The sequence below is a fragment of the Leucobacter sp. genome (assembly GCF_053528595.1).
Genome location: NZ_JAIVPF010000024.1, coordinates 24,587 through 40,618, shown reverse-complemented (window position 1 = coordinate 40,618; position 16,032 = coordinate 24,587). Strand labels below are relative to the sequence as shown.

Here is a 16,032-nt window from a genome sequence, read left to right as displayed (position 1 = left end):
TCACTCCGCGGTGAGGATCTCGACGTAGGCGTCGATGGCCTGCACGTTGGAGAGCGGGCCGCCCGCTCCCCAGACGCCGGCCGGGAACGCGTGCGCGCGCCCCTCCGCCACTGCGGGCAGGGCGGTCCAGATCGGGCTCTTCTCGAGCTCGCCGACGTAGCTGTCGGGCGTCTCGTCGTCGGAGTAGAAGAGGTTCGCGTCGCCCACGGCGGTGAGCCCCTCGATGTCCGTCTGCGCGAGACCGTACGCGGGATCGACGCCGCCGCTGCCGTACGCCTCGTCGATCTCGTCGGTCCACGCCGGCGTCAGGCCGAGCTGCGCACCGAGCTCGGTGAACAGCGCACCCTGGCCGTAGGGCCGCACGACCACGTTGCCGCCCTCGATCCAGCCGTCGAAGAACAGGAAGTCGCGGGTGGGCAGATCGACATCGGCGACCAGCTCCTTCGCCTCCGCGAGGTGCGCGTCGAACTCCGCGAGCACCTGCTCGGCGCGCTCGGTGCGCCCGGTCGCCTCCGCGATGGTCGTGAAGACCCGCTTCATGTTGCCGATCTGGTCGGACGCATCGGCGCCGACCGTCACGAGCACGGGCACGTCGCGCTGCTCGAGCTGGGCGATGAGGTCGTCGTCCGCCCCCGCGGCCTCGATGATGATGAGGTCCGGGTCGGCCGCGTACAGGGAGTCCAGGTCGGGCTCGCCGCGGGTGCCGACGTCGACCGTGCCCTCGGGCAGCTTCTCGGCGCTCACGTAGGTGGAGTACCCCGCGGCGTCGGAGACCGCGACGGGGGCGACGCACAGCGTGAGCGCATCCTCGATCTGCTGCCACTCGAGCACCGCGATGCGCTCGGCGGGCCTGTCGAGTTCGACCGTGCGGCCCACGCCGTCCGTGAGCGACACGGGCTCGCTCGAGGTCGTCGTCGTGTCCTCGACGCAGGCCTGCGACAGGGCCGCGGGCGCCGCGTCTCCCGCGGCGTCGACGGTGGTCGTCCCGCAGGCCGTCGCCGTGAGGGCGAGAGCGGCGACGACGGCCGCCACCGCGGGGATCCGGTGAGCACGGGTCATGGGTGTACCTCTTTCGTGGGGGTGTCCGTGGCGTGTGGAGGTCCATCGGATCGATGTGCGGCGGCGCGGCGATCCTCGCGGCGCAGCGGATCGATGCGGAGCAGTCCGGCGCGCGGGTCGGCGGTGACCTCGACGGGGATCTCGTACACTTCTCCGATGTGCTCGGCGGTGAGCACATCCGCCGGCTCGCCGACCGCGTGGACGCGGCCGGCTCGCAGCATGACGAGGGTGTCGGCGACGCGAGCCGCGTGGCCCAGGTCGTGCAGCACGATGCCCAGAGCGACCCCGTGCTCGTCGGCGAGGTCGCGCACCAGATCCAGCGTCTCGATCTGGTACCGCAGGTCGAGATGGTTGGTCGGCTCGTCGAGCAGCACCACGCCGGTGTCCTGGGCGAGGCAGGCCGCGAGCCAGACCCGCTGCATCTCGCCGCCCGAGAGCTCGCCGACGCCGCGATCCGCCATGTCCCGCGTACCGGTGACGCGCATGGCGTGCTCGACGGCGCGCAGATCCTCATCCGACAGCCGGGCGAAGCCCCGTCGGTACGGGTGCCTGCCGAACGCGACCACCTCGCTCACCGCGAGCCCCTGCGGCGCCGGCCGGGACTGGGAGAAGAGGGTGACCTCCCGCGCGAACAGGCGCGCGCTCAGCAGAGAGACGTCGCGGGCGGCCTCCCCGCCGCGGCCTCCCAGCGCGACGCGGCCGGCGGCGACGGGGTGCAGCCGCGCCAGCGCGCGCAGCAGCGTCGACTTGCCGCTGCCGTTGGGCCCGACGAGGGCCGTGACCCGCCCCGGGTGCAGCGCGATCGACGCGCCGTGCACCACCGGAGTCCTCCCGTAGCGCAGCCGCAGCGCCTCGCCGGCCAGCGCGAACGGAGGTGCCGCGATCCCGCGCCCGTCGGAGCCGTCTCCCCCGGGGTGACCGCCGGGCGGCGTCGAGCTGGTGTACGTCATGGTGTGTGATTCCGGGATCGCGAGAACGTGGAGGCGCGGGAGAGCGCACGGCCTCTCGCCGCGAGAGGCACCGTGCGGCGCCGCGGCTGCGCGGCTCGAGGCGGTCGCCGACGCCCGAGCGGGCGCAGGTAAGGGCAGCCTTTCCTTGATCAGACTATTGGAGCCTCGAACGTGTCCGCAATCCGGAATTCAAGACAGCAGATACGTCTCAACGGACAGATCGGATCGGCGCCCTACGGAACTACGCGCGACTGAGGAACGTTCCGGGAGTCACTCCCAGCACGCCGCGGAAGGCCTCGATGAACGCACTGGGCTGCGCGTAGCCGAGCCGCTCGGACACCGAGGAGACGTCGCTCCCCTCCGCCAGCAGCTTGAGCGCCAGATGCACCCGCAGCACCCGGCGCCACTGGGCGAAGGACAGGCCCGTCGACCTCCGGAACGCGCGGGTCACGGTGCGCTCGCTCAGGCCGAGCTCCTCCGCCCACCCGCTCAGGCTGCGGTCGTCGGCGGGATCGTCCAGCAGCGCCTCGGCGATCGGATCGATCCTGGCATCCCCGGGAAGCCGCAGCGAGAACTGGCGCTCCGCCGGCTCCAGCACGTCGAAGACGACCGCCTCCGCCCGCGCCCGCGCCTCGGCCTCCAGGTCGCGCACGGCGAGGTGCAGCAGCAACGACTCGAGCAGCGGCGACATCACGATGGTGGTCGGTCCGTCGAACGCCACCGGCGTGCGCTCGGGCGCGAAGAAGGCGTCGGCCAGCTCGGCCCCGGCCGTCAGCCGGCCGGCGTGCACGAGTCCGGCGGGCAGCCAGAGCCCGCGCCCCTCGGGCACCGTGAAGATCCAGCCGCCGATGCGCACGGTCATGGTGCCGCTCCGCGCCCACACGAGCTCGTGCATGGGATGCGAGTGGGGCTCCCACTCCAGCGGCACCCCGGCCACCTCGGATTCGGCGAGAATGGCGAACGGCGCGGGCGGCTCCTCCGGCGCGGGCGGAGCCGTCCGCATCACGGTGCTCGGTTCGCGTCTCCACGCCCCGGGCCCCGGATCGTCGCGAGAGGGGTCGATCATGGCTCCGAGTGTACGTCGCGGCGGATCGAGGCCTCCCGGACGGCGCGTGCGCGCGCTCGGCTCGTCGTAGCGGCCGGCGCCGCCGCCCGACTCCCCGGCCTGCTCGCCCGACGGGCTCCCCGCGGTGGGCCGGCCGGCTCAGCGCAGGTGCTCGACGTCTCCCGCCGACACCGTGAGGGTGCCGCCCGTCGGCAGATCCACCACGAGGGATCCGTCCTCGGCCAGCTCCCGGGCGCGACCGTCCACGATCTCGCCCCCGGGCAGATGCACCCGCACCTCGGTGCCGAGCGTGAGCGAGTGCCGGGCCACCCGGGCCCGCGCCGCGCCGGGGTGCGTCGCCGACAGCTCGATCAGCCGCTGCAGCTCCTCGGCGTAGGCCGCGAGCACCCGATCTGCCAACTCCCGCCCCGTCGCGTCCGCGAGGGTGGGCGCGGCCCCGGGATCCGCGGCCCCGGGGTCCGCGACCGCACCGGTTCCGGGGACGGCCCCCAGGTCGGCGCCGGCCGAGAGCAGCGAGGCGGCGCGATCCGTCGGCAGCTCCCACTCCGGGATGAGCAGGTTGATGCCCGTGCCCACGATCACCGTGTCGGGGTCGATCATCTCGCAGAGGATCCCGCACAGCTTCCGGCCGGGGCGGCCCGCGATCGCGTCCTCCTCATCGCGCACGTGCACGTCGTTCGGCCACTTCACACCGACCCGCAGGCCGTCGCCGAAGCGGGGCTGCAGCGCTGCGGCGATCGCGGACCCCGTCAGCAGCGGCAGCCAGCCCACCCCCAGACCGGTGCGCCCGAAGCCCCGCACCAGCAGCGACGCGGCGATCGCGGTGTCGGGCGGTGTCACCCAGCCGCGGTCGAGCCGCCCGCGGCCGGCGGTCTGATTCGCGGTCGCGAGCAGGGTGAAGTGCGGCGGGGCTGCGCCGGGTTCGGCCTCGCGCACCAGATCGCGCAGCTCGGCGTTGGTCGACGGCGAGCTCTCGCGCCAGATCACCCTCGGCAGCAGTTCGCGCGTTCGCGTCAGTTCCATGCCATCAAGCTACTGCACGCCCGCCGGTCCGCCGCATCCGGCCGCGGGATCCGCGACCCGCCCGTCGCACAGGAGAAAACCCGTCAGACAGGATGAAATCCCCGAAACCGTCCGCATCACCGGTGATCTCCTGCACGACCGGCGCGTCCGCGCGTGCGGCCCCCGCGACTGCGGCTCGTCCCTCGCCTCCGCGCAGGATGACGGGGTGAGGCCGGTCGCGCGCGGGAGGCGTCCGGGCGGGCGGCAAGGGGCGAAGAGGGAGGAAGCGCGAGTAGTAGGGATCCCACCAAGGTTTTCCGGTTCCGTTGGAGAGGTTCGGGAGCGCATCGCATACACCCCGCGCTAGGCTGGCATGCGTGACTGGAGAGAACGCCACCGCATCAGCGGCAGAGAAGCTCGCGACCACCGCCGGCCGCATCGCCGACCACCGCCGCAAGTACCAGGAGGCCGTGGGCGACCGCGACGCGGCGGCTGCCGCCAAGCAGCACCCGCGCGGCAAGATGACCGCGCGCGAGCGCATCGCGGCGCTGCTCGATCCGGGCTCCTTCGTCGAGTTCGACAAGTACGTGCGGCACCGCACCCACGCCTTCGGCATGGAGGGCAGCCGCCCCTTCGGGGACTCGGTCGTCACCGGCGCCGGCACCATCCACGGCCGGCAGGTGGTCGTCTTCTCGCAGGACTTCACCACCTTCGGCGGCTCGCTCGGCGAGGTCGCCGGCGAGAAGATCGTCAAGGCCATGGAATTCGCCCTCAAGACGGGCGCCCCGATCCTCGGCATCCTCGACTCGGGCGGGGCGCGCATCCAGGAGGGTGTCGTCGCGCTCAGCAAGTACGCGAACATCTTCCGCCTCAACACGGCCTGCTCGGGTGTGATCCCCCAGATCTCCATCGTCATGGGCCCCTCCGCCGGCGGCGCGGTCTACTCCCCCGCGCTCACCGACTTCGTGATCATGGTCGACAAGACGAGCCACATGTTCGTCACCGGCCCCGACGTGATCAAGACGGTGACGGGCGAGGAGGTCGGCTTCGAGGAGCTCGGCGGCGCCCTCACCCACAACAAGACGAGCGGGGTGAGCCACTACCTCGCGAGCGACGAGCTCGACGCGCTCGACTACGCGCGGGCGCTCATCAGCTACCTGCCCGACAACAACCTCGCAGAGGCCCCGGTCTACGACAGCGACACGGCGCTCGAGATCACCGACGCCGACCGCAGGCTCAACACGGTCATCCCGGACAGCCCCAACCAGCCCTACGACATGAAGGCGATCATCGAGGCGATCCTCGACAGCGGCGAGTTCCTCGAGGTGCAGCCGCTGTTCGCCCCGAACATCCTCATCGGCTTCGGCCGCGTCGAGGGGCGCACCGTCGGCATCGTGGCCAACCAGCCCAATCAGATGGCGGGCACCCTCAACATCGACGCGAGCGAGAAGGCCGCGCGCTTCGTCCGCTTCTGCGACGCGTTCTCCATCCCGATCCTCACCCTCGTCGACGTGCCCGGTTACCTCCCGGGCACCGACCAGGAGTTCCAGGGCGTGATCCGCCGCGGCGCCAAGCTGCTGTACGCCTACGCCGAGGCCACCGTGCCGCTCGTCACGATCATCACGCGCAAGGCCTACGGCGGCGCGTACATCGTGATGGGCTCGAAGCAGATGGGTGCCGACTTCAACATCGCGTGGCCCACCGCCGAGATCGCGGTGATGGGCGGCGCCGGGGCCGTCAACATCCTCTACCGCAAGGAGCTGGCCGCCGCGGCCGAGCGCGGCGAGGACGTGGAGGCGCTGCGCGCCGAGCTGACCGCGAAGTACACGGCCGACGTGTCGAGCCCGTTCCTCGCCGCCGAGCGCGGCGAGCTCGACAACGTGCTCGAGCCCGCGGGCACCCGCCTCGCCGTCATCAAGGCGCTGCGCGGCCTGCGCGGCAAGCGCGACGAGCTACCTGCGAAGAAGCACGGCAACATCCCGCTCTGACCCGCAGAGACCGCTCGTCCCCGCAAGCTCGATGAACGGTCTCCGCCGATCGAGCTTGCCGAGACCACAGGGAGACGCCATGAGCGAGAACGACGCGCAGCTGCCGCCGGACGCCGCCGAACGCGACGCCGCGAGGCGCGAGGGTCTGGGAGAGCACGACGACACGCTGCACGGCGAGGACATCCGGTTCACGACACGCTCGGTGAGCGACGAGGAGCGCGCCGCGGTGATCGCGGTGCTGACCCGGGTGCGCGAGGAGGAGACCCGCCAGGCGAAGCGGGTCGAGCGCCGGGATCGCGAGCCCTGGGCCCGCTCCCAGCGGGTTCCCGAGGGCATCGGCGACCTGCTGCTCGAGGGCTGACGCCCGCGCGGGATCGCCGGCGCCCACACAGGATCGCCGGCGCCCACACAGGATCGCCGGCGCCCACACAGGATCGCGAGCACCCTCGCACCGGACGCTTCCACCCCTCCGGCCCTTTTCCCGCGCGCTAGTAGTTGTCACCTCGCGGGACTCGAAGCAGCATCTACTGACGCGCGAAGAGCCGGGGGCGGGCTCGATAGGCTGAGCTGCATGGACGGACCCCAGGCCGAGCGAGAGCTGCGGGAGCTGATGCGCCGCGGCGTCGATCTCGACTTCCGCCCCCAGGGCGCGCTCGCCGCGCTGCCGCTCAGGCGCTCGGCGGTGCTGATCCTGTTCGGTGCGCTCGACCGGGTGCCGGCCCGCTCGTCCTTCCCCGCGGTGGCCCCCGAGCTCGACGTGCTGCTCACCCGACGGGCCGACCGCATGCGCCACCACGCGGGGCAGATCGCCTTTCCCGGCGGCGGCGCCGAGCCCGGGGACGGAGATGCGGCGGCGACGGCGCTGCGGGAGGCCTCCGAGGAGACCGGGCTCGATCCGGCGGGAGTCGAGGTGCTGGGGGCGCTGCCCGACGTGCACATCCCGGTGAGCAACAACCTGGTGACCCCCGTGGTGGGCTGGTGGCGGCTGCCGAGCCCCGTGGCGGCGGATCACGCGGAGTCCGTCGAGGTCTACCGCGTACCGGTGGCCGAGCTGCTGGATCCCTCGGCGCGCGGCACCTCGGTGCTGCGCCGGGAGGGCTTCACCCATCGGGGCGCCGCGTTCCGGCTGGCGCCGCACCTCGGCGGGCACGTCGTGTGGGGCTTCACGGGCATCCTGCTCGCCACGCTCTTCGACGAGCTCGGCTGGAGCCGGCCGTGGGACGCTGAGCAGACCTTCGCCGTGCGTCCGTGAGGATCGGCCCGGCGCGGGCCGAAGCCGGGTGTCGATCCCGAGCCGCTCGCTCCGGCGGGATGGATCCTGCGACTGCGGCTCGTCCCTCGCCTCCGCGCAGGATGACGGGGCAGGGTTCTAGGCCCACGCGCAGGATGACGGGGCGAAGCCGCTAGGCGTGGCGGGCGTCGTCCTGCGGGAAGACCGTGTCGGTGTCGCCGAGCTGCAGGGCGAGCGCCGTCGCCTGCGCGGCGTCCTCGAGGTTGAGCGCACGGCGGTACGCCATGCCGATCGAGTCGGCCACCACGGAGCAGCCGTGGTGCTGCATGATCACGCAGTCGTGCTCGCGCAGCTGCTCGGCCGCGGTGTCGGCGAGCTCGTCGGTGCCGTTGTGGTAGAACGGCGTGACGCCGATGGATCCCAGGTAGTAGGCGTGGTCGAGGGTGAGCAGCCGGATCGGCCGGCCCAGGCTGGCGAGCACCACGGCGGTGCGGGGGTGCAGGTGCAGCACGCACTCGGCGTCCGGGCGCGCGCGGTAAGCCCGGTGGTGCAGCTTCCACTCGCTCGAGGGGGCCGTGCCCGCCGCCGGCGCCCCGGTCTCGTCGTCGGCGAGGCTCAGCACGGCGAAGTCGTCGGGGGTGAGGCGGTCGAGCCACGTGCCGCTGCCCGTGACCACGAAGGCGTCGTCCGAGATGCGGGCCGAGAGGTTGCCGGCGCTCGCGAGCACCAGTCCGCGGCCCACGGCGTCGCGCCCCACCTCGATCAGCTCCTGCACCAGGCGGTCCCGATCCCGCGCCGCTTCCCGATCCACCTGTTCGCTCACCCCTCCACGCTACCGTCTCCGGCCGGCTCAGACCGCGCCCGTGAGCGCGCGATGCGTCGACACCGCCTGCTGATCGCTCAGCGAGGCGACGTAGTCGAGGATCGCGCGGGCGCGGCCCTGTCGCCGCAGCCCCGCGTCGCTCGCGTCGCCGATCAGCAGTTCGGGCCGGTCGCGCCGCAGCGCGAAGCTCGCCCCGGTCGCCTCCTCGACCCACTCCAGCAGTCGCCGCGGCGCCCGCCCGGAGTCGACCGGATCGCTCAGCCACTGGTCGAAGCCGAGCACGAGCTCCTCCACCACCCGTGCCTGGCCGCGCTGGGTCTGACCCAGGTCCGGGCGTTCCAGCACGAAGTGCGCGTGCACGAACTTCAGCACCATCACCTCGTGCCAGGCCTGCCGGTCGAGCCGCACATGCCCGCCGCGGACGTTGGGGCGCTCCTCGACCACGATCGAGGTGCGCAGGTGCTCGATCCAGCGCCGGGTGAAGCTCGACACGGCCCGCTCGCTGTCGATGCCGCCGTCGTACGGAGCGGCGAGCAACGCCTCCCCCACCTCTGCGCTCACCCGCCGCACCGCTGCCGCGAAGGCGTCGCGGTCGGCGATCCAGGCGTCCTTGCGCTGCAGGCGGCGCCACAGCAGCTCGAGGGAGCGTCCCGGAGCCCGCCAGGAGGCGATGAGCTCGCCGATCTCCTCGGCCGCGAAGGTCTCCGAGTGCTCGAGCCACGAGCGCAGCTCGCCCGACACCGCCGCCTGCTGCAGCACTCCGGCCCGCGTGAAGTCGTCGAGGTCGTGCACCGCGTACGCGATGTCGTCGGCGAGGTCCATGACCGCGCACTCGATCGTCTGCTGGCCTTCGCCGATGGCCGGGAAGGCGGCGAGCGCCTGCTCCATCTCGGTCGCCTCGAGCGCGTAGGCCGAGAACTTCTCGGCGCCCTCCGCAGCGTCGGTGCCCACGCCGCGGGGGCGATCCTGCGCCGGCACCTGCTCCGCGGTCACGCCGATCCAAGCCGAGCGCGTCCAGGGGTATTTGAGGGTGGCCGCCCGGGTGGCCGCCGTGAGGTTGAGGCCAGGGAAGTCGCGGCCCAGGGTGTCGAGCTGGGTCAGGATGCGGAAGCTCTGGGCGTTGCCCTCGAACCCCTCGGCGAGGCCGAGCCGCTCGCGGGCCACCCGATCCAGCACCCGCTCGCCGAGGTGCCCGAACGGCGGATGCCCGAGATCGTGGGCGTGGGCCGCGGACTGCGCGACGATCGTGTCGCATCCGCCGAGCCGGGTGACGACCGCGCCGGTCTCGTCGTCCTCGCCGCGCTCCCCCCGCACGAAGGCGGCGTGCCGCGCCTCGTGCCCAGCGAGCTGGGCGGCGACGACCCGCGCCACGGCGCTCACCTTGAGGGAGTGGGTGAGGCGGTTGTGCATCACCGGGCCCACGCCCGACTGCGGCACCACCTGGGTCACGTCGGAGAGCCGCGCGAAGTAGGAGGAGAAGCGGATGCGCTCGAGGTCGATGCGGTACTCCTGCGGGCGGCGCGCGCTCGCAGCCCGCGCCCCGGAGTCGTCGATGGCGGCCGAGCGGTGCTGGGACGAGACGTGCTCGACGTACCGGCGCGATTCGCGCGGATCGCCCCCGCGAGTCTCGAGCCGTTGCCGGTGATCCTCCTGCGCCTGTGCGGTCATGTGCCCATTCAACCATCCGCCCGCCGCTCGGCCGCCCATCCCGGTGTGTAGGGTGAGGAGCGGGCGAAGGAGGCCACGCATGAGCGACACGGAGCAGAGCGGCGCCGGAGGGTGCGGTGCCGGGCAGAGCGATGCCGGGGCGCGCGACACCGAGCCGCGCGGCAACCGCACCCGCGCCGAGAACGTCCCCGCCATCGAACGCGCGACCGGGCGCGACTGGAGCGAGTGGATCGCGCTCTTCGAGGCGCGGGGGTCACGGTCCCTGGGGCACGGCGACATCGCCCGGATCGCCCGCGCCGAGATGCCCGGCGAACTGCAGAACCCGGACTGGTGGGCGCAGGCCACGGCGATCGCCTACGAGCAGCACGCCGGGCTGCGGGTGCCCGGGCAGTCGTCGGCGGGCGATTTCCGCGTGAGCGCCAGCCGCACCCTGCCGCTCGACCGCGACGCGGCGATCGAGGCCTGGGTGGCGGCGCACGGGCAGCGCGCGGAGCACCTCGGGCACGCCCCCGGAGCGCCCCGCCCGTCGCGCACCGAGAAGCGCAGCTTCTGGCGCTTCTCGCTCGACGGCGCCGGCAGGGTCGAGATCTCGGCGACGCCCAAGGGCGACAAGACTACGCTCGCGGCGAGCCACGACGGGTTGACCGACGGCGAGCGCATCGAGGAGTGGCGCGCGCACTGGAAGGCGCTGCTCGCCGAGCTCTGAGCCGGGCTCGAGGGGTGCTCCGGCCCGGGCGGGGGGCCGTCCGCGATCCGCACTTCCGAAAACCGGACTGAGTTTGTACGCTGAGTCCGAACCGAGCGGAGGAGCGAGCATGAGCAGCAGGATCGGCATCGTCTGGAACCCGTCGAAGGTGGCGGAGCGAGATCTGCGCCGGGCCGTCGACGACGCGCTCAAGCGGGTCTTCGGCGCGACGCAGGACCGGCCCGAGTGCCTCTGGTTCGAGACGACCGAGGACGATCCGGGACAGGGCGCCGCGGGCGAGGCGCTGGCGCAGGGCTGCGGCGTCGTGGTCGCGGCCGGCGGCGACGGCACGGTGCGCGCGGTGGCCGAGCGGCTGGGCGCTTCGGGCTCGCCGGAGGCCGAGCTCGGGGTCGTTCCGCTCGGCACCGGCAATCTGCTGGCGCGCAATCTCGGGGTGCCGCTCGGCAACCCGCGCACGGCATTCGAGCGCGTGCTGACGAGCGAGGGATCGCCCCTCGATCTCGGGGAGGTGCGCCTGCGCGCGGCCGCAGAGGGCGCGGACGGCGCGGGCTCAGGTAGCGGCGAGGACGGCTCCGGGCAGTGGCACGGCTTCGTGGTGATGGTCGGTTTCGGCATCGACGCCCAGATGATCGCGGAGACGGACGACGACCTCAAGGCGAGGACCGGCTGGCTGGCCTACGTCGAGTCGCTCGGGCGCGCGGCGTCGGGCACCGAGGTCGTCGAGTTCTCCCTGCAGCTCGACGAGCAGGATCCGCGCACCGAGGCCGCGCACACGCTGCTCGTGGCGAACTGCGGCAGCATCCAGGGCGGCATCACGCTGCTGCCCGACGCCGCTCCCGACGACGGCGAGCTCGACCTGCTCGTGCTGCGCGCCGACGACGCCGGGGCGTGGCTCGACACCATGAAGAACATGGTCTGGGACAACGGTCTGAAGCGGCTCATCACCCGCGCCGGCACGGCCGAGAGCTCGGGATCCACCGCGCACCTGCGCGCCCGCACCGTGCGCGCGGAGCTGCCCGCGCCGCTCGCCTTCGAGATCGACGGCGACGAGGTGGGCGAGGTCTCGGCGTTCGAGGTGCGGGTGCGGCCCGCCGCGCTGCGCGTGCGCTGACCCGCCCAGCCTCTTCACCCCGGCTTCCAAGCTTCTTCAATGGGGCGGCTGCCATCGTGGAACGACACCGACCCCATCGCGCCGCGTCAGGAGACACCCGTGCAGAAGTCCCAGAAGATCCTCATCGGCGCCGGTGCCGGCGTGCTCGCGCTCGCGGCCATCGCGGCCATCGCCGGACCCGTCGTCTACCGCGATTTCATCGCGCCGCCCGCGGCTTCCGCCCCGACGCTGAGCGGCGACGAGAACATCCTGCCGGAGGAGACCGCCGCCGGCGGGACCCTCGACCCCGAGGCGCTCGTCGGCGCATGGAGCGTGAGCGAGGGCTCGGAGGCGGGCTACCGCGTCGACGAGGTGCTGAACGGCACCGACGTCACGGTCACCGGACGCACCGACCAGGTGGAGGGCGAGTTCACCATCGCCGCCGACGGGCTCACGCTCGAGGCGGCCGAGCTGACGGTCGACGTCGCCTCGATCTCCACCGACAGCAACCAGCGGGACGCCTACTTCCGCGACCAGGCGCTGCGCACCGACGAGTTCCCCACCGCGACCTTCGTGCTCACCGAGCCCGTATCGCTGGAGGAGGCCCCCGACGCCGGCGCCGTGGTGGAGGCGGAGGCCACCGGCGAGCTGACGATCGCGGACACCACGCAGACGGTGACGGCGACGGTGCAGGTGCGCTCGGACGGCAGCACCGCCGAGATCGCCGGCTCGATCCCCATCGCGTTCGCCGACTTCGGGGTCGAGGCCCCGAGCCTCGGCTTCGTCTCGGTCGAGGACGCGGGCTTCGTCGAGTTCCAGCTCACCGCCGACCGGCAGTAGCGCCGGGCGCCCCGCGACGCCGAGCGGGCGGCGCTCCTACTGCACCGACCAGCCGCCGTCGGAGGGCAGGATCGCGCCGTTGATGTTCACCCCGTCGTCGCTCAGCAGGAAGGCGATCGACGCGGCGAGGTGCTCGGGCGCGGCGACCGACGGGATCGCGGACTGGAACGGGTGCAGCCGCGCGCTGCCCTCCTCGGAGACGTGCGCCGGGAACGGGATCCCGGTCGCCACACCGCCCGGCGCGACGGCGTTGATCCGCAGCCCCTGCTTGGCGTACATGAACGCGGCGCTGCGGGTGAGGCCGACGACGCCGTGCTTGGAGACCGTGTAGGCGTTGCCCGAGGCGTTGCCGCGCAGTCCCGCCTCGGAGGAGACGTTCACGATCGAGCCGCGGCCCGCCGCGAGCATCGCCGGGACGACGGCGCGCGTGAGCTTGAAGACGCCGGTGAGGTTGATCCCGATCACGCGATCCCAGATCTCGTCGCTCGTCTCGTGGATGGGCGAGAAGTCGTCGTTCACCCCGGCGACGTTCGCGAGGCCGTCGATGCGCTCGCCTGCGGCGGCGACGATCCGGTCGATGCCGGCCTGCGTCGTGACATCGGCGGCGACGGCCACGATCCGGCCCTCCGGCGCCGAGGCCGCGAAGTCGGCGAGCCGATCCTCGGAGACGTCGACCGCGATCACCCGGCCGCCCTCGCGCACGATCCGCGACGCGGTGGCCCGGCCGATCCCTCCGGCGGCGCCGGTCACGATCACGGTCCGCCCCTCGAAGCGACCGGGGGTGATGCGCTCCTGCCAGCCGCTCGGGGCGTCGTCCTCGGGGATCTCGCCCCCGTTCGCGGCGCGCACCAGGTCGTCGACGACCGACTGCGGCATGCGGCCCTGGCTCATCTCGACGAGCTGCTGCAGCGGAAGGGATCGCACCGGGTCGAGCGAGCTCGCGTCGGTGCCCGACTGGGCCAGCAGGTTCCGGATCAGATCCCCGCCCTCGGGGTGATCGAGCCAGTCGCCGATGGAGCTGCTGGCGGTGAGCTTGGACATACGGGCCTCCTTGGTGTGGTGCGCGGCACTGCGGCGTTCCCGGATCGCACGTTCGGCGCGGATCCGGACACCGCTCAGCGTATCCGACAAATGTCGGAAACACCGCCCCTCCGTGCGTTTTCACAGTCCGCGCGGCGTTCGCGATGCTCGCCGCCCGCACCCTCGCCGCCCGCATCCCTCGCCGCCCGCACTCTCTCGGCCCGCACGCGCCATCCGCACCCCGCACCGCCCACGGCCTGGCAGAATCGTGCGTATGGATCCGCGAGCCGCACACACCCGCGCCCTGCTGCACCGGGCGGTGCTCGATCTGGCGGCCGAGCGCGCACTCGACGACATCTCCGTCACGCAGATCGTCACCCGGGCCGGCGTCAACCGCAGCAGCTTCTACCAGCACTTCTCCAATCGCGAGGAGCTGCTCGCCAGCGCGCTCGAGACCGCCGAGGAGGCCGCCGGACGGGTGCGGGACGCGGTTCGGATCCCGGACACCGGCCGGGCGGCGCCGGCGCTCGTGCGCTTCCTCGCGCACTTCGCCGAGCACGCCGCGGTCTACCGCCGGGCACTCGGCCCCGAGGGATCCTCCCTCGTCGCCGCCCGGGTGCGGGCGCGCACCGTCGAGCTGGTGCGCGAGGGCATCGAACTCTCGCGCGCACCCCGCAGCGGCCTGCCGCTCGACATCGAGGCGGCCGGCACGGCGGGAGCGCTGCTCGGCGTGATCGAGGCGTGGCTGAGCCGGGATCCGCTCCCCGCGCCGGAGATCGCGGCCGAGTGGATGTGGCGCATCCTCACGGGACCGGGCTCGGCCGCCGACGGCGACGGTCCGCGGCCGACCTCGTAGACCCCTACCCGTCGGCGAGATCCGCCGCCGAACGCCGATGTCCACCTCGTCAACTGCGGGAGATACTCCGTTGAGATGACAGCCCCGGGGGGGGGGAGCTCCCCGAACGCCTCGCCGCTTGAAGGAATTCTCTTCAATCGATGAGGTGATCTGCCATGAAGCGCGCCTCGCCAGGTCTCCGTTTCCTCGCTCGTGGGCCGGTGCTCTCCACCATCGTCAACCCATCACGCCGAGAAGTCAGTACGGGAATGAACACACCCCTTCTTTTTCCGCCAAACGCTTGGGGAGATTCGGGAGCGTCTATATGATCTCACCACGAGCAGCCATTGCTTTCACATCGAATTCACTTAGTTCAAGGATGAACCCCTCGAAAATGCCAAGAATGCAGGGACCCGGACGAAATGGACACCTCAATCACTCCACAAAACACCCCACCTCCCAAAGGGAAATTACCGTTGGCGCTGGAGATTCTGACCGACGCCCTCATCGCGGCTTTCGTGTTCTCCCTACTTTCAGCATTCAAGGTTGACAATCCGGCGGTCTGGATAGCCCCGGTCGCATATTTCATCGCGTCCGTCGCCTTCGCAATCCTCAGGCGTTCAAGGGTGAAACGTCGTTTTCCACCGGCGTGACGCATTATTTCCCCCTGGTGCTTTCGCCGCCCACCACAACCGCAGGAGAACAATGAAGTTAACCAAGCGCCATCTAGCCGTCCTTGTCGCAAGTTCCTGATCGCTCGCATATGCCGGAACCACCGTTGCCCACGCAGACACCACCGAACTGTCTCCAGAGGGAGTAGTCGCGGCCATTGAGGATGTCGCAGCTGAATCTCTGGACCCTTCCGTGCCGGTATTACTCCCCAGAACGGCCGATGAATCTGCTGTTTCAGAAACCGGATCGATGACAATTGAGTTTCCTGCAGACCAAACGGGAGATCTCGCGCTATCTGACGATTCTGGGCAGATCGTTTCAGTGTCGCTACCCCAAGCGGAAACGGCCCAGCCAGCAACCATCAGCGAAGGCAACGTAGCGTACGACAATGGAAACGGCTCCCACACCGTCACTTCACTTGACTCCGAAGGCGCACTCACCGCACTCACCGTCATAGAGTCGCCATCCGCGCCAGATTCATACGCATATGAAATCAAGGTGGATGAGGGCGGCTGGCTCGAACTTCAAGCTGACGGTTCAGTCTGGATCATAAACGCTGAGGGAGCCGTCTCAGGCTTGATCGAGACGCCCTGGGCTATCGACGCGAACGGGGATAAAGTCCCAACCAGCTATGAGGTCTCTGGATCAACTCTCACCCAGAGGATCGACCTTTCGTCGCCTTCTATTCATTACCCGGTCGTTGCTGATCCCAAGATCTGGGCCGAATGGTGGGGCACTGTCGGACTGCTCTCGAAGTCAGAAACGAAATGGGCTGCAGGGAAAGCCGGATACAAGGCCGTCACCGGCGCAGCATGCGGCTACATCCCCATTGTTCACGTCCGAGCAGGCTGCATCGCCCTAGTCGCTGCAAAAGCAATCAACCTTTCGAATGTCACGAGAGAGGCCTCAAGCCAGGGTCGGTGCCTCGCGATAAATGTGCCCGCGGGCTACTGGGCGGGGCCCGGTGGATCATATCTCGGTATGAACTTCACTAATGTCAAGTGCCAAGTGAAATAGTCGTTTCTGAACTACTTGAAGACACAGGCGACGCAATAAGGCGGGGACCCCACCACCCAGGTACA

16 protein-coding genes are annotated in these 16,032 nt (G+C 71.2%); 9 read left to right on the top strand and 7 right to left on the bottom strand.

Annotated features, from left to right (window positions below; all coding sequences use genetic code 11):
• From ACWKZU_RS03740 to ACWKZU_RS03725, 4 genes are all read right to left on the bottom strand, one after another.
• The gene (locus tag ACWKZU_RS03740) at window positions 1-1,059 is read right to left on the bottom strand and encodes an iron-siderophore ABC transporter substrate-binding protein (protein ID WP_449281051.1); all 1,059 of its coding nucleotides are present in this window, start codon (window positions 1,057-1,059) and stop codon (window positions 1-3) included.
• On the bottom strand, window positions 1,056-2,009 hold the full coding sequence (locus ACWKZU_RS03735) for an ABC transporter ATP-binding protein (protein WP_449281050.1): 954 nt from the start codon (window positions 2,007-2,009) through the stop codon (window positions 1,056-1,058). The genes ACWKZU_RS03740 and ACWKZU_RS03735 overlap by 4 nt, the downstream gene beginning before the upstream one ends.
• 241 nt (window positions 2,010-2,250) lie before the next feature.
• Window positions 2,251-3,075 (bottom strand): AraC family transcriptional regulator, encoded by an 825-nt coding sequence (locus ACWKZU_RS03730; RefSeq protein ID WP_449281049.1) that lies wholly within the window; start codon window positions 3,073-3,075, stop codon window positions 2,251-2,253.
• 138 nt (window positions 3,076-3,213) lie between these two features.
• On the bottom strand, window positions 3,214-4,098 hold the full coding sequence (locus ACWKZU_RS03725) for a biotin--[acetyl-CoA-carboxylase] ligase (RefSeq protein WP_449281048.1): 885 nt from the start codon (window positions 4,096-4,098) through the stop codon (window positions 3,214-3,216).
• A gap of 356 nt (window positions 4,099-4,454) precedes the next feature.
• On the opposite strand from ACWKZU_RS03725, the gene ACWKZU_RS03720 reads away from it, so the two are divergent.
• The 3 genes from ACWKZU_RS03720 (at window position 4,455) to ACWKZU_RS03710 (ending at window position 7,317) form a co-directional block, all read left to right on the top strand.
• Window positions 4,455-6,065: an acyl-CoA carboxylase subunit beta gene (locus ACWKZU_RS03720; protein ID WP_449281047.1), complete on the top strand. Its 1,611-nt coding sequence runs from the start codon at window positions 4,455-4,457 to the stop codon at window positions 6,063-6,065.
• Window positions 6,066-6,144: 79 nt separating this feature from the next.
• Window positions 6,145-6,426 (top strand): hypothetical protein, encoded by a 282-nt coding sequence (locus ACWKZU_RS03715; RefSeq protein ID WP_449281046.1) that lies wholly within the window; start codon window positions 6,145-6,147, stop codon window positions 6,424-6,426.
• Between the two features lie 210 nt (window positions 6,427-6,636).
• A complete protein-coding gene (locus ACWKZU_RS03710; RefSeq protein ID WP_449281045.1) occupies window positions 6,637-7,317 on the top strand; it encodes an NUDIX hydrolase in 681 nt (226 codons plus the stop codon).
• A 151-nt stretch (window positions 7,318-7,468) separates the two neighbouring features.
• Here the strand turns inward: ACWKZU_RS03710 and ACWKZU_RS03705 are convergent, their stop codons facing one another.
• On the bottom strand, window positions 7,469-8,119 hold the full coding sequence (locus ACWKZU_RS03705; RefSeq protein ID WP_449281044.1) for a class II aldolase/adducin family protein: 651 nt from the start codon (window positions 8,117-8,119) through the stop codon (window positions 7,469-7,471).
• Window positions 8,120-8,146: 27 nt separating this feature from the next.
• Complete coding sequence (locus tag ACWKZU_RS03700; protein ID WP_449281043.1) at window positions 8,147-9,787, bottom strand: deoxyguanosinetriphosphate triphosphohydrolase family protein; 1,641 nt, start codon at window positions 9,785-9,787, stop codon at window positions 8,147-8,149.
• A 79-nt stretch (window positions 9,788-9,866) separates the two neighbouring features.
• Between ACWKZU_RS03700 and ACWKZU_RS03695 the strand changes: the two genes are divergently transcribed.
• The 3 genes from ACWKZU_RS03695 (at window position 9,867) to ACWKZU_RS03685 (ending at window position 12,423) form a co-directional block, all read left to right on the top strand.
• The gene (locus ACWKZU_RS03695) at window positions 9,867-10,493 is read left to right on the top strand and encodes a hypothetical protein (RefSeq protein WP_449281042.1); all 627 of its coding nucleotides are present in this window, start codon (window positions 9,867-9,869) and stop codon (window positions 10,491-10,493) included.
• A 109-nt stretch (window positions 10,494-10,602) separates the two neighbouring features.
• Window positions 10,603-11,604, top strand: a complete 1,002-nt coding sequence (locus ACWKZU_RS03690; RefSeq protein ID WP_449281041.1) for a diacylglycerol/lipid kinase family protein — start codon at window positions 10,603-10,605, stop codon at window positions 11,602-11,604.
• 39 nt (window positions 11,605-11,643) lie between these two features.
• The gene (locus tag ACWKZU_RS03685) at window positions 11,644-12,423 is read left to right on the top strand and encodes a YceI family protein (RefSeq protein ID WP_449281040.1); all 780 of its coding nucleotides are present in this window, start codon (window positions 11,644-11,646) and stop codon (window positions 12,421-12,423) included.
• 36 nt (window positions 12,424-12,459) lie between these two features.
• On the opposite strand, the gene ACWKZU_RS03680 is transcribed toward ACWKZU_RS03685, so the two are convergent.
• A complete protein-coding gene (locus ACWKZU_RS03680; RefSeq protein ID WP_449281039.1) occupies window positions 12,460-13,464 on the bottom strand; it encodes an SDR family NAD(P)-dependent oxidoreductase in 1,005 nt (334 codons plus the stop codon).
• 253 nt (window positions 13,465-13,717) lie between these two features.
• Here ACWKZU_RS03680 and ACWKZU_RS03675 point away from each other — a divergent pair, with 253 nt between their 5' ends.
• The 3 genes from ACWKZU_RS03675 (at window position 13,718) to ACWKZU_RS03665 (ending at window position 15,967) form a co-directional block, all read left to right on the top strand.
• Window positions 13,718-14,299 (top strand): TetR/AcrR family transcriptional regulator, encoded by a 582-nt coding sequence (locus tag ACWKZU_RS03675; RefSeq protein WP_449281038.1) that lies wholly within the window; start codon window positions 13,718-13,720, stop codon window positions 14,297-14,299.
• A gap of 401 nt (window positions 14,300-14,700) precedes the next feature.
• Window positions 14,701-14,931 carry a hypothetical protein gene (locus ACWKZU_RS03670; RefSeq protein WP_449281037.1) on the top strand — a complete coding sequence of 77 codons (231 nt, stop codon included), beginning with the start codon at window positions 14,701-14,703 and terminating at the stop codon, window positions 14,929-14,931.
• A 268-nt stretch (window positions 14,932-15,199) separates the two neighbouring features.
• Window positions 15,200-15,967, top strand: coding sequence for a hypothetical protein (locus ACWKZU_RS03665; RefSeq protein WP_449281036.1), 768 nt, complete (start codon window positions 15,200-15,202; stop codon window positions 15,965-15,967).
• Window positions 15,968-16,032 lie beyond the last annotated feature (65 nt).

Coding starts and splice junctions, on each gene's coding strand:
- ACWKZU_RS03740 (WP_449281051.1), bottom strand. CDS start 1,059: ATGACCCGTGCTCACCGGATCCCCGCGGTGGCGGCCGTCGTCGCCGCT.
- ACWKZU_RS03735 (WP_449281050.1), bottom strand. CDS start 2,009: ATGACGTACACCAGCTCGACGCCGCCCGGCGGTCACCCCGGGGGAGAC.
- ACWKZU_RS03730 (WP_449281049.1), bottom strand. CDS start 3,075: ATGATCGACCCCTCTCGCGACGATCCGGGGCCCGGGGCGTGGAGACGC.
- ACWKZU_RS03725 (WP_449281048.1), bottom strand. CDS start 4,098: ATGGAACTGACGCGAACGCGCGAACTGCTGCCGAGGGTGATCTGGCGC.
- ACWKZU_RS03715 (WP_449281046.1), top strand. CDS start 6,145: ATGAGCGAGAACGACGCGCAGCTGCCGCCGGACGCCGCCGAACGCGAC.
- ACWKZU_RS03710 (WP_449281045.1), top strand. CDS start 6,637: ATGGACGGACCCCAGGCCGAGCGAGAGCTGCGGGAGCTGATGCGCCGC.
- ACWKZU_RS03700 (WP_449281043.1), bottom strand. CDS start 9,787: ATGACCGCACAGGCGCAGGAGGATCACCGGCAACGGCTCGAGACTCGC.
- ACWKZU_RS03695 (WP_449281042.1), top strand. CDS start 9,867: ATGAGCGACACGGAGCAGAGCGGCGCCGGAGGGTGCGGTGCCGGGCAG.
- ACWKZU_RS03690 (WP_449281041.1), top strand. CDS start 10,603: ATGAGCAGCAGGATCGGCATCGTCTGGAACCCGTCGAAGGTGGCGGAG.
- ACWKZU_RS03685 (WP_449281040.1), top strand. CDS start 11,644: ATGGGGCGGCTGCCATCGTGGAACGACACCGACCCCATCGCGCCGCGT.
- ACWKZU_RS03680 (WP_449281039.1), bottom strand. CDS start 13,464: ATGTCCAAGCTCACCGCCAGCAGCTCCATCGGCGACTGGCTCGATCAC.
- ACWKZU_RS03675 (WP_449281038.1), top strand. CDS start 13,718: ATGGATCCGCGAGCCGCACACACCCGCGCCCTGCTGCACCGGGCGGTG.
- ACWKZU_RS03670 (WP_449281037.1), top strand. CDS start 14,701: ATGGACACCTCAATCACTCCACAAAACACCCCACCTCCCAAAGGGAAA.
- ACWKZU_RS03665 (WP_449281036.1), top strand. CDS start 15,200: ATGACAATTGAGTTTCCTGCAGACCAAACGGGAGATCTCGCGCTATCT.